Below are 13,730 nucleotides of genomic sequence, written 5' to 3' on the forward strand. Positions count from 1 at the left end.
CGTGATTTGTAGCACTCCGCTTTTGGTGGACGAACTATGTGCAGACCTGCTGAACATTGGCATTCGTGTGGTCGCAATGCTGTCGGGCGCGGGACGGGGTCAGGCCCACACCTCCCCGCCGCTCGAGAGCATAGTCCATTGGAAAGGCAGGCCTCATCGTCTAGGTAGCGCGCATGAGGGGGCTCGACATTGCAATAGCGGGTTGCGGACCATGCGGCATGGCGGCTGCGCTCCTTCTGCATCGCGCTGGTCATAGGGTGACGCTGTTCGAACGTTTCGACGCGCCGCGGGCTGTCGGTTCGGGCCTTATGCTCCAGCCCACCGGCATGGCGGTCCTTGCCGAACTCGGATTGCTGGACCAGGCCATACGACATGGCGCACGTATCGACCGTCTGTTCGGCAAGGCCGGTGAGCGCGTCGTCCTCGATGTGCGCTATACCGCGCTGAAGCGAAAAACCGCGTTCGGACTAGGCATCCACCGTGCCAGCCTCTTCGCAATCCTGCATGATGCGGTGCTGCGCTCGGGTATCACGATGCGAACCGATCATGAGGTGACGGGCAGCGTCATGAATGGCGCGCGGCGGTCGCTTTCTTTCATCTACGGGGAGAGCGAGCCGTTTGACCTAATCGTCGATGCACTTGGCACGCGGACACCGCTGGCACCGCCTACGGGGCGGAGCCTTGCATATGGCGCGCTCTGGGCCAGCCTGGACTGGCCGATGGATGCAGGACTCGATACTCATAGGCTCGAACAGCGCTATGAACGTGCCAGCATCATGGCGGGAGTCCTGCCCATTGGCACGCCGCCGGGCACGCAGCTACCCCAGGTGGCCTTTTTCTGGTCGATCCGCGGGGATAGGCTGGCCGCATGGCGCGAGGCCGGCCTCGCCCGCTGGAAAGAACAGGTCGCCACCCTCTGGCCCGCCTGCACTCCGCTCCTCGACCAGATCCGCGATCCGGAGCAACTGACCTTCGCCGCCTATGCCCATCGCACACTGGCCACCCCGGTCGAGCCGGCGCTCGTTCATATCGGCGACGCCTGGCATAGCGCGAGCCCCCAGCTTGGACAGGGAGCGAACATGGCCCTGCTCGACGCCTGGGCACTCGCGCGCGGACTGGAGGATGCAGGCAGCGTGGATGAGGGGATAAGGCGCGCCATTGCCCTGCGTCGGCGTCATGTCCGGATGTACCAATGGCTTACCGCGCTCTTCACGCCGGTCTATCAATCCGACAGCCGCCTGCTGCCGCTCATCCGTGACCGTCTGGTCGGACCGCTGTCGAAGCTCTGGCCCGCAACCCGCATTCAGGCCGCCATGGTGAGCGGATTGGTGGCCGATCCGCTTGGCCCTCTCGGCCTCCGGCACCGGCTGGATGCGGTATGAAGATCGACGGCCCAATCATCGTTTTCGATGCCATGTGTGTGCTGTGCTCCGCCAATGCCGCCTTCGTGCTGCGCCATGACAGCGCGGGGCGGTTCCGGCTCGCGTCGATGCAGGGAGAGGTCGGCGCCGCCCTCTATCGCCGCTTCGGGATCGATCCGGCCAGTCCGGAGACGCTGATCTTCGTCGAAGGCGACCGCGCGCTACGCGACAGTGACGCTGTCCTCGCCATATGGGCAGGACTGGACTGGCCATGGAACTGCCTCGCAGCCTTCCGGTTGGTGCCGCGCGCCCTGCGCGATCCTGTCTACCGCTGGATCGCCCGGCATCGCTACCGGCTGTTCGGCAAGCGGGACAGCTGCTGGCTGCCGACGCCGGAACAGGCGCGGCGCATCCTATGACGCGCATCCTGCTTCTGGGTGGCTATGGCGGATTCGGGGGCCGCATTGCCCCTCGCCTAGCCGCTGCCGGTCATGAGGTCCTGGTTGCGGGCCGCTCACCCAGCAAGGCTTTCGCTTTCTGCGCGAACCGGCCGGGACTGGTTCCGCTGGGCATCAACCGAGGGAATATTGCCGAGGCACTCGCCGAACACCGCCCCGATATCGTCGTGGATGCCTCCGGCCCCTTCCAGGCGCTCAATTATGATGTACCGATGGCCTGCATCGCAGCGGGAATCCATTATATCGACATTGCGGACGGCCGCGATTTCGTTTGCGGCATCGGCATATTGGATGAGGCCGCGAAGGCCGCAGGCGTCGTCATCCTCTCCGGGGCATCGAGCGTCCCCGCACTCTCGGGCGCGGTTGTCCGTCACCTCGCCCAGGGCATGGACAAAGTCCGAGCGGTCGAGATGGCGATCAGCGCCTCCAACAAAGCGACCGCAGGCCCCGCCGTGGCAGCCGCGATATTGGGTCAGGTCGGCCAGCCCATGCAAATCTGGCGCGGGCGCCGCTGGGTCCGCGCGTTCGGATGGCAGGAGATGCACCGCCTCCGCTTCACCTGTCCGGGCACGAAGGAGATTTCCGGACGCGTCGCGGCGCTGGTGAATGTCCCCGATCTCGCCCTCCTGCCCGGCCGTCTCTCTGGCGAGCCAGCGGTCGCCTTTCGGGCGGGCACAGAACTCGCCTTTCAAAACCGGGCGCTTTGGCTTGCAAGTTGGTTGGTGCGGACCGGCCTGGTCGCCTCCCTCGCGCCGCTCGCCCGCGGGCTCCGGTCGCTTCAGGGCCTGACCCGCAACTGGGGCAGCGACAGGTCTGCCATGACCGTCAGCCTCTTCGGTGACCGAGGCGAACGGCTGCTAGAACGCCGATGGACCCTGATCGCCGACAAAGGCGACGGCCCCGAAATACCAAGCCTTTCCGTGACGCCGATCATCGAGCGGATTCTCTCGGGAAAAGAGGCGGCCGGCGCGAGGGATGCGGGTCTGGCGCTGACCTTAGATGATTATAGCGACGCGTTTTCTGGACTCGCCGTCCGGCATGGTGTGAAGGAGAAGGCTGCACCGCCGCCGCTCTACGCACGTGTGATGGGAAACCGCTTTGCGCAGTTGCCGACGGAAGTGCGCCAGATACACGATGTCTTCCGCGACGGTGGGGCCAAGGGCGAGGCCGATGTGACGGGCGCTGCAAATCCCATCGGCAAGCTGGTGGCGCGGATCGTCGGATTTCCTCCGCCCGGACGCCATAGTCTGCACGTGCATTTCAGCGAGGAGGATGGGGAGGAAATCTGGATCCGCGATTTTGGCGGAAGGCAGTTTCGCAGTCATCTGAGCCAGCGTGGTTCTTGGCTCGTCGAACGCTTCGGCCCTGTCCGATTCGCCTTTGATCTGCCAAGCGACGAACACGGGCTCAGGATGATCATGCGCCGCTGGTGGCTCGGGCCGCTGCCCTTACCGCTATGGCTGGCGCCCCGGTCGATTGCCGGCGAATGGGCCGAGGATGGGCGCTTTCATTTCGATGTGCCAATCGCGTTACCGATCATTGGCCGCTTGGTTCATTATCGTGGATGGCTCACGGCGGTGTAGAACCACCCATATGGGCCGCTCAGAAACCAAAGTCCGATCCAAAGCTATCGACTGTCCTCCACCCGAACCCTCAGCGGCTGAACATGTTGCCTGACCCACCATAACAGAGAGGAGGAGAGCGCGCGCATAGTCGCCGCTTCTCGCACCGGCCGTGTCCAATGTAAAAGCGTAAGGTTTACTTGCGGTTGCGCCCGTCCCGTGGAACAACATAGCGGTGCACGAACAGGGGGATGTGATGCGCAATTCGGTCATTGTCATGGCGCTTTTTCTGGTTGCCTGCGGAGAAAAGCCTTCGGAAAAACAAGCCGAGGTGATGCAGGAGCCTGCCGCGCCCGATGTTGCGATCACGCGCACCCCCAGGGTGTCGCTGACCTATCGCTACGGCTTCCGGCTGCCGCCCGAAAAAGTGGCGTCAGTGCAGGAAACACATGCCGCTCAGTGCGAAGCCTTGACCTCGACGCGCTGCCGCATCACTGGAATGAGCTATCAGGTTCATCGCGATCGCACGATCACCGGGTCGCTGGTCATGAAGCTCGCGCCTGACATTGCCCGCGATTTTGGGAAAAAGGGCGTGGCAACCGTGACCGAGCGTGGCGGCATGCTCACGGATGCGAGTATCGACAGCGAGGAGTCAGGGTCCGTCATCGACGCCGCGCAGCGCGACGAGCAGGCGATCACGGAAGAGCGTGGCAGGATTGAACAGCAACTTGCCCGGTCTGACCTGCCCGCCGCCGAACGCACGCAGTTGCAGGCTCGTCTTGCCGAGCTGTCGGACCGGCGCCAGCAGACGATCGCGGTGCGAGAAGAAGCACAACTCAAACTAGCCAACACCCCCATGACCTTCGACTATGCTTCCGGCCAGGTCGATCCCGGTCTCAATGATGGACCGCTGCTCGGCGCCATCAAGGATGGTTGGTCCAATGTGGTCGCCGGCATTGCCTTTCTGCTGATGCTGGCGATCTCACTCATCCCCTGGATGGTGAGCGCTGCTGGTCTTTTCCTGGGCTGGCTAGGGGTCAGACGCTGGTTGGCACGGCGGCATCGGCACGATGCCTCCCCTCCGGAATAAGCCTAAAGGCCCCAAAAGCGATCTTCCGATCAGGCGAGAATGGAAAGATGAAATACAATAGCCGTCTGACCCACATCATCTGCCGTGGCGTTTCCCTGCGACGCAAATATCCGGTCGCCACCCCGCTTGGCGCGCTGGCGCTCTCGATGGTCGGTCTGGGTGGCGCCCTGTGGGCATGCGCAGATTCATCCTGCGCGCCGTCCTGGCAGCTGGCATCAGCAGACTATGATTGCGGCGGCCGCGCAATCATCAGTCCCGGCAACGATACCCGGATCAACCTGCTGTGGTTGATGCGCAGCCTGAAGCCAGATGACAGGGCGCAAGCGGGCGCCGTCATGGATGCGAATAATCCGCAGTTCGGCCGAAGTTTCATGACATGGCCCGGGCTGCGCGCAGCACTCTGGCCGGAGCGAACCCCGCATGCCCCGGACAATGCGAGCCAGACGAACGCGGAGGTTCCCCGCTGCGAAGCGTCAAGCAGCGGCATCCCCGCCTTCAATGCGGCGCTGGACGCCGATACTGCCTTGCTGGAGCCGGAACACGCTGTGCTACGCCAGTTACGCCTGCAGACGGGCTGCGGACAGGCGAACTGGGATGACAGGGCCGTTTCCAGCAAGTCCGGCCGCGAATATCTTAGCTACCTGAAGGCCACGGACGCCTTTTACAAAGGCGACTGGGTAGCGGCCAGCGCTGGCTTTGCCGGCCTGACCCGCGCTCGTAGTCAGTGGGTGGCGGAAACCGCGAAATATATGCCGATACGTATTGGGCTGCGCGCCGCAGTGGCGCAGGCGGTGGATGAGTATGGTGATTTCGCCGGACCCGATAAAGTTGATCGCACCGCGGTTACTCAAGCGGAATCTGCCATCGCCGCTTATCTGAAATCTTATCCCAAAGGCCGCTACAGGATGTCGGCGGAGGGGCTGAAGCGCCGTGTCGCCTGGCTCAGCGGCGACTGGGCGGCGCTGACCCGCAGCTATGAGACATTGCTCGCGACGACACCCGGCGGCGATGAGTCCGCCGCCGATCTCGCCGAAGAGATCGACATCAAGCTGCTCGAACGATCGGACGCCTCCACGATCGTGGGTAAACAGGTCGATTTGCCGCTGCTAACGGCCGTGGTCGACCTGAAGCGGATGCGGCTGCACAGTGGCGATTCTGCGTCCCTGTCGGCAAGCGAACTGGCGGCGCAGCAAGGCCATTTCCGGGCACATGGCGATCTTTACGGTCTACTCCAGGCGAGCCGGGCCTATTATGCCGGGGAGGAGCCCAGAACCATATTAGCGCTGCTGCCCGACGCCGCCCGGCAGGGCCGCTTCACGCCACTGGCGTTCAGCCGACAGACGTTGCGCGGGATGGCACTTTCGAAATTGCGGGACCCTAATGAGGTCGGCTTCTGGCGAGATCTGCTGGCCGGTGCGAGCCCGCTTTACCAGCGACCTCTGGTGGAGATGGGGCTTGCCGTCCGCTGGCAGCGCGACGGCCGGCTGGACCAGATATTTGCGCCTGGATCGCCGATCACCGATTCCTCCACCCGCTCCATCCTGCTGCAAACAGTGGCGACGCCTGCCATCCTGCGCGCTGCCGCAAGGGATGCCGCCCGCCCCTTGCGCGAGCGCGACGTGGCGCGTTTCACCCTGCTCTACAAGGATTTGAGCAGAGGTGCCTTTGGTGATGTCGCGGCTGACCTTGCGCTGGTTCCCGCCGATGCCCCGAGCGACAGCGGGCTTTGGGATTTCACGCAGCAGGATGTGATCCCGGTGGGCCTATTCCGGAAGGGCAAATGGTCCGATGGTTTTGCCTGCCCAACGATCGCGCAAACCGCCGCGACGCTCGCGCGTGCACCGACGAGCGCCAAGGCGCGTCTGTGCTTGGGGGACTTCTACCGGTTGAACGGCTTTGACGGGTTCAGCCTGTTCAAGGCCGGGGACGACAGGCTGGCACTCGGGAACGGGCCGGATGGCTTCGCCGGTCGCCCGCAGTCTCGCGCCGACATCTACGCCCACATCATCGCCGACAGAAACGCAGCGGCGGAAGATCGCGCCTACGCCCTGTATCGGGCCGTCATGTGCTACGCGCCTTCCGGCTATAATGGTTGTGGCGGCCCCTATCGGAACTATGAGGAAATGGAGGCAGCCCAGGCGCCACAGGCCGAACGTAAGGCCTGGTTCACCGAACTGAAGCAGCGTTACCCCGACAGCCGGTGGGCGAAGGCCCTGCGATATTATTGGTGAGGAGACGTCTGCCCGGATGGGGACTGGCGCTGCTGGCATCGGTCCTGCTGACAGGATGTCACCGTGCGCCCGTGGCTGAAGCAGGGGTCGTGGACCCGGCCGCCTATGACGCCTTCTATCTCTGGCCCGGAGTGCGCCCGGGCAGGGGCATCGAGGTCCGAGCGGTCTATCTGCTCGACGGAGAAGTGCGCAAGCGTGAGCCCGCCCGGTTGGAACGCCTGCGCATGGGGGTTCCACGCCTGCCCGGCAAGACAATCTGGCTGGTGGTCCGAGCTGAGCAATTAGACTGGAACGAGGCGGTCCTTGCCGCGATCCTCCACGATCTGGGGCGATGGCAGGAAGCAGGCAATGAAGTTGCCGGGCTTCAGGTCGATTTCGATGCCGCCACCAAGGGGATCGAAGGCTATGCCGACTTTCTACAAAAGCTGCGCCATCGGCTTCCACCGAAGTGGCGACTGTCTATAACCGGTCTGATGGACTGGAGCGCTCATGGGGATCCGCGAGCGCTGACCAGCCTTGCCAGAACAATCGACGAGGTCGTGGTGCAGACCTATCAGGGCCGCGCTACCATCCCCGGTTATGAAGATTATTTTCGGAGAATGAAGGACTTCCCCATCCCTTTCCGTGTGGCGCTGGTTGAAGGCGGGACCTGGCGGGAGCCACCCCAGCTTGCGCAACATCCGCAGTTCCGAGGCTATGTGATATTCCTGTTGAAGACCGCTGAACCTCGCCGTTGACATCTCCGCCTGAGGCGACCCATGCTACCGTCGGAGCGTAAATCTGGGTCGCCACAAGCCTGCATTCAGCCAAGTCCAAACACTGCGATAATAATCCGGCCCGGTTCAAAGCCATGCCTTAAGTCGTCATTCCGACACGGCGCTTATTCCTTCCGCTCGACGGATCGGAAGCGTAGACGAACTTCGCCGTTTGCCGGCACCGTCATGGCCCAGACCTTCTTTCCTGGTTTTGCCGTAAGCCTACCGCCAAAGTCGCTGAAAACCCAATAACCGTTCACTGGGAAGTCCATCTCGAAGCGAATGGAGAAGGGATTGGCATTGCGCACAATCACCGTGTGACGCAAGCGCCCGACGCCGTCCGCCTCCTCGTCGTGATCAATGGTCAGATTGCTTGCCTCGGCAAAGGGCCATTCGACCTCCTCGTCCACGGCCTTGTCCCCGGTCGTACTTTCCCCGATGTACATGTGCCCCCATGGGCTGTCTTGATAGAGGACGGCCCGCCCCGCCGGGAGCGGATCGCCCATACCGTCCTCTTTTCGGTTACGGAAACGAAACAGCATCTGAGGATCGTCAGGTTCGTCCCAGTTCATCCGCGAGCGGTAGATGATAGCGCCCTTCACTTTGTCCTTGAGAAGGAAAGCCACCTGCTTTTGCGAGCGCGCGGCGATGGTGACGGGAACAGGGATCCGGTAGAGCTTCAGGTCGCCGAGATTTTCCGCCTTGGCGACCACCGAGACAGCGATTGGGGCGGACTGTACCGATTCCTGGCGCCGCTGGGCGGTCACGACGATTTCACCGGCGTCCATCATCATTTCTACCGGTGCGGGCGAAGGCAGCGGTGACGGATAGCTCCTGCCTACATCGCTCGTCGTACCGGTGGGCCAGCAATTGTTGAACCTGTTAAGATAACGCGCCTCTTGCCGTGCATTTTCACCTGTTTCGTCACGGCTATCGTCCGACCGGCTGACCCGTCCGGCCACAGCCGACGCCGTCGCATCTACAAAGCTGGTATCGTCCGCGCTCGCGAGTGTCAGCCAGCCCAGCAGATTCAACGACTGCCCACCAGGCGCCAGCGTGGCCACATAGCTGGCATCCCAATCGAAACCGGTCGCGATATAGGCGAGCGTAATCGTCACCCGGCCACCGGGCTGATCCTTGGCCGTCATCGTCAGCACCGGCTTGGCGGAGAGCGTCGGCGGCGCCTCGGGATAGAGGAGGGTCTGACGCAGGCCGGAGCAATACAGCGCCTCTACCCCGCGCGGCGTCGTCACAACCAGCCTGTCGGCCGCGGAACGAACCGTCGCCTTTTCCTCGACAGTCTTACCAGTCGCGGAATCTGTGCGGCGCAGGATTACCCTCTGGCCGGTAAAGGCGTCTACGAGCCCCTTTTGAGACAGCAAGGCCGCGTCGCGATTGCGCTCGCGCGGGGGCGTGCCGAAGAGGATCGCCGATTGCGGCACTATACCGCTCGCCACCCCTTCGAACCGGATCACTACAGGGCCGGGCGGCAGTATCAGGATGCGCGTTTCGGCCACCAAAGCGAAGGCACCCGGATCGTCGCGGTCGAGCGCGTCCTCTCCCCGGTTCGGGTCACGATAGAGTGTGACCGCCACCTTGTCCGGCGCTGCAGAGATCACCACCGGAAATTGCGCCCTCGCAGCAATAGGCGCGCAAAGCAGCAGGACGAGCAGCAATCTCAGGCCCTCGATGCAGCGCATAGCGGCGCGCTTACCAGGGAGTGAGAAATGTGGCGGTCAGTTCGGCCTTGCCATTGGCAGGGACCGGCACAACCCATCGCCTTATGTCTGCCGTATCCTGCTCGCCCTTGATGCTCTCTTCCGGCACGCGCAGGTCGCGCCACCACCACCAACGGGCCAGTCCGGACTGGACCACATCGACATTCACGGGCACCGGCTTTGCATTGGTGACGATGTAGCGCATCTGGGTGCGGTAATATTGCTTCGGCTGCTCGCTATAGCCTTGCTTCGTGGTGCCATCGGGATAGGTGACACGCCAACGCGAGGTCTGGGTCCATTCGTCGGTGGTGATGAGGTCGCGCTTTTCCATGACCGGCTGCACCTTGACGTCGAAGGCATCGCCGGTGCGCAGCGCCAGAGTGGAGCCGCCCGGCGTATGCGGAATGGCGCTTTCCCCGATGAACTGCGCCTGCCCGCGCGTATCACGCATATAGACGCGCACCGTGCCCGCAGGCAGCGCGGCGCCAATCCCGGAAGCCTTCGCATTGGAGAATTTCAGCACCGATGCCGCGCTCTCGGCCTCGCTTTTGTTTTCCATCCAGTCGTTACGATATTCGTAGGCACGCTCGGCCGGCACGCCCGATGCGTCGAGGAAGCTCACCTGTTTGGTCTGGGCATTGGCGATAGTGGTGCGCCCCTCGATCGGATAGACATGAAAGTCACCCAGTTGCTCGCCTCCACCGTTCTCCGTGCCCGGCCGGTTGCCGCGCGGCTGCGGACGGCCACCATTATAGCCGTAATAGCCCTGCTGCACCTGCCCTACTTCTCCCGCCACCAGCAGCGCGCGGGCATTGGTGAAGGTCGTGCCGGTGCTGTTGTTGAGCGTGATCCAGCCTTGTATGTCGAGCTTGCCTGCCTTTTCGTCGAATAGCGCGACATAATCGGACTTCCAGCCCATGCCCGGTGTCAGATAGCTGAGCGCCACTGGCCGGGCACCGGCCTGCTGCGCTTCCAGCGTGACGCTCAGCGTCGGGCGCGCCCGCAGATTGGGTGGGATGGAAGAAAAGATGACCCGCACCGGCAGGCCATCATCACGCAGCACTTCTATCCGATCGCCGATTTTCAGCACCACGCCGCCATTGGCTGCCAGGACCGTCGCCTGCTCCCGCGTTTCCGCTCCCGTGGCAGGATTAGTGCGCAGCAGGGTGATGGTCTGTCCCACGGCCTTCTCCATGAGGGCCGCGGGCGAAAGCAGATCATAGTCGAAATTCTGCTCGACAATGCCGATGCCCTGGCCTGACAGCGTCACCGTCTCCGGCCGAATGCGCGCGGAGACGTCGGGAAATTCCTGCCGCGATCGACCGGGCGACGGGGTGATCCGGCGCACGTCCTGCACCAGCGCAAGGTCGTTATTGTAGATGGTGACGGATACATCGCCCTGGGCGCTGGGCGTCGTGGCCGACTGTGGTGTCTGAGCGAAAACCGTTTGAGGGACCAAAACAACTAATATGAAAGCAAGATAATTCAGCCGCATGAAGCCCGCCTCCGCTATCGCTGTAAACATGCCCGAAAAGGCCCAGCCATTCCAGAAACATATTCTCTTCGCTCCCTCCTTTACTGCCGTCACATCGATTTCGACCCTTTGCCGCCGTTCAGCAGCCGATTTCCGTTCCCAGGTGCGGTCCGTCTGCTTTCCCATTCTGGGATGCCCAAGATGGCCGATAGGCGAATGTCCGGTTCGGGCTAGGGTCAGGACTCATTGATTGAGCCAGAAGATGACGGTTGCAGCGATGCAGATGGCTGACATGAATGTGTGCGCACAGCGGTCGTAACGGGTGTGGATGCGACGCCAGTCCTTGAGCCTGCCGAACATGTTCTCGATCTTGTGACGCTGGCGATAGAGCACGGCATCGTGCGGGATCGGGACCTTTCGGTTCTTCTTTGACGGGATGCAGGCGGTGATGCTGCGTTCCGCGAGCGCGTTGCGGAACCAGTCGGCGTCGTAGCCTCGATCGCCGAGCAGGGCTTTGGCGCGGGGCAAGGCGTCGAGCATCAGGGCAGCGCCTTTGTAGTCGCTCATCTGCCCCTCGCTGAGCAGCATGACCAGCGGTCTGCCCTTTCCGTCGCAGACGGCGTGGAGCTTGGAATTCAGGCCGCCTTTGGTGCGTCCGATACGTCGGGGAACAGCCCCTTTTTGAGCAGACTGGCTGCGGTCCGGTGCGCCTTCAGATGCGTCGCATCGATCATCAGTTGGTCAGGCTGCCCGGCCTTCGCCGAGAGCGCTGCGAAAATCTTGTTGAACACGCCAAGTCGGCTCCACCGGATGAAGCGGTTGTAGATCGTCTTGGGAGGGCCATAGTCGGCAGGTGCATCGCGCCACCGCAGGCCGTTCCTGATAATGAAGATGATGCCGCTGATGATCCGACGGTCATCCACCCGGGGCACGCCGTGCGACAGCGGGAAATACGGCTCGATCCGGCGCATCTGCGCCTTCGAAAGCCAAATCAGATCACTCACGGCGACGCCTCCTCACGCCGCCATTGAATCAACCAATCCTCAGCACCGCAAGTAATTTAATAGGTCCTGACCCTAGCATGTGCTGATAGCCGCCGTTGGCGCGTGTCACCTCCGCTCGGTCACTGCGCCGGACGGTAGCGCATGAGCACAGGCCGCAGAGAACATGTTCCACAACCCGTTGCAGCGCCGAACTTAAAACCTAACGCTCGCGACGAAGAAAGATCCTCGCCCGTTACCCTTGCGCGAGATGGGGAAAGAGTCCGTATCGGCCGTGGTGCGGATTCTTGGTGAAGTTTGTCAATGCCATCAAATCTATAAGCTCATCGGGTGGCGGCGTGTTCTCGATGACGATGATCTGGGATTCAGCGTGTCGCTCGATCAGGTAGCGATAGAAGCGCAGCTTCAGATCGGTGCCGCGCAGGTCGTCCTCATCGCCGTCGGGCTCGAAATAGGCGAGCAGCGGTGAGTCCATCACGACGAAGCCTGGATGCGGCAAGTCCATCTTCTGGCAATATTCCATGAGCCCGATCGTCGCAGCGGCATGGGTAATCGCGCGCAACCCGCGCCCGCGGGCGCCCCTTGGCTTTCCGTCGATCACGAAGTCACGATCCTTTTCGTCGAAATGTACCCGGTCAGCGTCGGGGAAATCCCATGCTTTCAGGATCGCCAAGACGATCTGGGAGAAGTCGTCGAGGACGGTCTTGGAAATCTTGTTGGACGCACGCTCCTGTTTCTCCGTTTCGGCCTCCTCGACCGTGAGCGCTTTTCGCTGCTCCGTGAGCTCAGCCAGGCGTTCGAAGCGTCTCACTGTTGCCCGCGCGTTCGCGCGAGCGTCGATCGCTTCCTGATACAGTGTCTGGAGCAGCGTCGAGTTTCGGTTCAGTTCTCCCGATAGTATCGCGTCGCAGCTTGTGTATTCCGCCTTGAAGCCTTCGAACGCCACGACCAACGCAGCCCGTTCCTCGGCAAGGTCTCTGGCCGTGGTTTCGAGATCAGCTCTGAGCGCGACGATCTTGTCGAGCTCGATTTGAGCGGCCGCGACCAAAAGGTCCGTATCGCCATCGCATTCTTTACTGGTTGTGTGATCACCGGGTGCTGCGCCGCAGAGCGGGCAGGTCTGTTTCTCCAAGAACGAGAAATAGGTCCCGGTCTCCAGGATGGCTTCCAAACGCGCCAAGTCGTTCTCATAATGCTCGTCGAGCAGCGCGAATCGCGCCGAAAGCTCATCGATCTCTCCAGCCCGGCGCCGGCGCTTCGTCGCCTCGGTATAGGCTATGCGGCGAGACTTCTCGACCACCGACATTTCTGCGCGGCTCGATGTCAGGACCTCGCGGCGGCGCTCCATCGTCGCCTCGATCCGCTCGAGCCGATCGCGCGCGTCGCTTTCCGTCCCGACCTCCATCGCGTCGATCTCGCCTTGGAGTTGATCGATCATCTCGTCGAGCAGCTCGAGCTTACCTTCGAGACGCTGGTTCGCAATGCGGTTAGCCTCCGTCTCGACGACCAGCGAACTATCATCGACGCCTGTTAGCAGCAGTCGCAGCGCGGCATAATCGGGGGTCTCTGTCACCTTTTGGCCCGACAGGAACGGTGACTTGCGCTTGTCGATGTCACTGTCCTGCACGAGGATCAGGCGCGACAGGTCGCGGATTGAGAAAGTGTTGGTCTGGTTCTTTCCGTTCTTGCGGATCTTCTTGGGGAACAGGCCAAGGCGGGAAAGGAAATAGGCGGACAGGGTATTGGTGTTCGAAAGATAGGCCTTGGCCTTGAGCGTTGTGGTCTCCTCGAAATCGTCCAAAGGCATCAGCGAATAGTCGCCGCCGGCCGCTGGCCGGACGAGTTCATGGACCTCATCATCTTCCGGGAATGACCAGTTCGCGTGGACACGATCATAGCCGACACGCTCGCCGATATCGCGCAGCTCCGTCATGCTGCCGAGCATGAAGTCGATCGCCTCCGCGACGAACGATTTGCCGGTCTCCGACGCGCCACAGATGACATTCAGGCCGAGCGTGAAGGCGAGCTCGGCCTCCTCGCGGGCAGGACCTGTGAAGGCGAGCTTGTGCAAACGCATGTG

Annotated in this window: 10 protein-coding genes; 6 read left to right on the plus strand and 4 right to left on the minus strand. The window is 62.4% G+C overall.

Annotation, left to right across the window (positions count from 1 at the left end; genetic code table 11):
* The first annotated feature begins 218 nt into the window (after positions 1–218).
* From ACZ5U1_RS06800 to ACZ5U1_RS06825, 6 genes are all read left to right on the plus strand, one after another.
* Positions 219–1,382 carry an FAD-dependent oxidoreductase gene (locus tag ACZ5U1_RS06800; RefSeq protein ID WP_464779917.1) on the plus strand — a complete coding sequence of 388 codons (1,164 nt, stop codon included), beginning with the start codon at positions 219–221 and terminating at the stop codon, positions 1,380–1,382.
* Positions 1,379–1,780: a thiol-disulfide oxidoreductase DCC family protein gene (locus tag ACZ5U1_RS06805; RefSeq protein ID WP_464779918.1), complete on the plus strand. Its 402-nt coding sequence runs from the start codon at positions 1,379–1,381 to the stop codon at positions 1,778–1,780. Before ACZ5U1_RS06800 ends, ACZ5U1_RS06805 begins: the two co-directional genes overlap by 4 nt.
* Positions 1,777–3,402 (plus strand): DUF4166 domain-containing protein, encoded by a 1,626-nt coding sequence (locus ACZ5U1_RS06810; RefSeq protein WP_464779919.1) that lies wholly within the window; start codon positions 1,777–1,779, stop codon positions 3,400–3,402. The genes ACZ5U1_RS06805 and ACZ5U1_RS06810 overlap by 4 nt, the downstream gene beginning before the upstream one ends.
* A 235-nt stretch (positions 3,403–3,637) precedes the next feature.
* Complete coding sequence (locus ACZ5U1_RS06815; RefSeq protein WP_464779920.1) at positions 3,638–4,471, plus strand: DUF4349 domain-containing protein; 834 nt, start codon at positions 3,638–3,640, stop codon at positions 4,469–4,471.
* A gap of 47 nt (positions 4,472–4,518) precedes the next feature.
* On the plus strand, positions 4,519–6,702 hold the full coding sequence (locus ACZ5U1_RS06820; RefSeq protein ID WP_464779921.1) for a PA5441 family protein: 2,184 nt from the start codon (positions 4,519–4,521) through the stop codon (positions 6,700–6,702).
* On the plus strand, positions 6,699–7,439 hold the full coding sequence (locus ACZ5U1_RS06825) for a DUF3142 domain-containing protein (RefSeq protein ID WP_464777743.1): 741 nt from the start codon (positions 6,699–6,701) through the stop codon (positions 7,437–7,439). Before ACZ5U1_RS06820 ends, ACZ5U1_RS06825 begins: the two co-directional genes overlap by 4 nt.
* 143 nt (positions 7,440–7,582) lie before the next feature.
* Here the strand turns inward: ACZ5U1_RS06825 and ACZ5U1_RS06830 are convergent, their stop codons facing one another.
* The 4 genes from ACZ5U1_RS06830 to ACZ5U1_RS06845 all read right to left on the minus strand — a co-directional run bounded on the left by ACZ5U1_RS06830 (position 7,583) and on the right by ACZ5U1_RS06845 (position 13,727).
* Entirely contained in the window at positions 7,583–9,157 is a 1,575-nt protein-coding gene (locus ACZ5U1_RS06830; protein ID WP_464777744.1) for a DUF4139 domain-containing protein, read from the minus strand.
* Positions 9,158–9,167: 10 nt separating this feature from the next.
* Complete coding sequence (locus ACZ5U1_RS06835; RefSeq protein WP_464779985.1) at positions 9,168–10,670, minus strand: DUF4139 domain-containing protein; 1,503 nt, start codon at positions 10,668–10,670, stop codon at positions 9,168–9,170.
* A 222-nt stretch (positions 10,671–10,892) separates the two neighbouring features.
* Positions 10,893–11,653 (minus strand): IS5 family transposase gene (locus tag ACZ5U1_RS06840; protein WP_464777745.1). Its coding sequence is split into 2 segments (ribosomal slippage): positions 10,893–11,320 and positions 11,320–11,653, totalling 762 coding nucleotides; the frame shifts between segments, so codons are not numbered across the junction.
* A gap of 232 nt (positions 11,654–11,885) precedes the next feature.
* Positions 11,886–13,727 carry a hypothetical protein gene (locus tag ACZ5U1_RS06845; protein WP_464777746.1) on the minus strand — a complete coding sequence of 614 codons (1,842 nt, stop codon included), beginning with the start codon at positions 13,725–13,727 and terminating at the stop codon, positions 11,886–11,888.
* Positions 13,728–13,730 lie beyond the last annotated feature (3 nt).

The organism is Sphingobium sp. TomTYG72 (genome assembly GCF_055394715.1).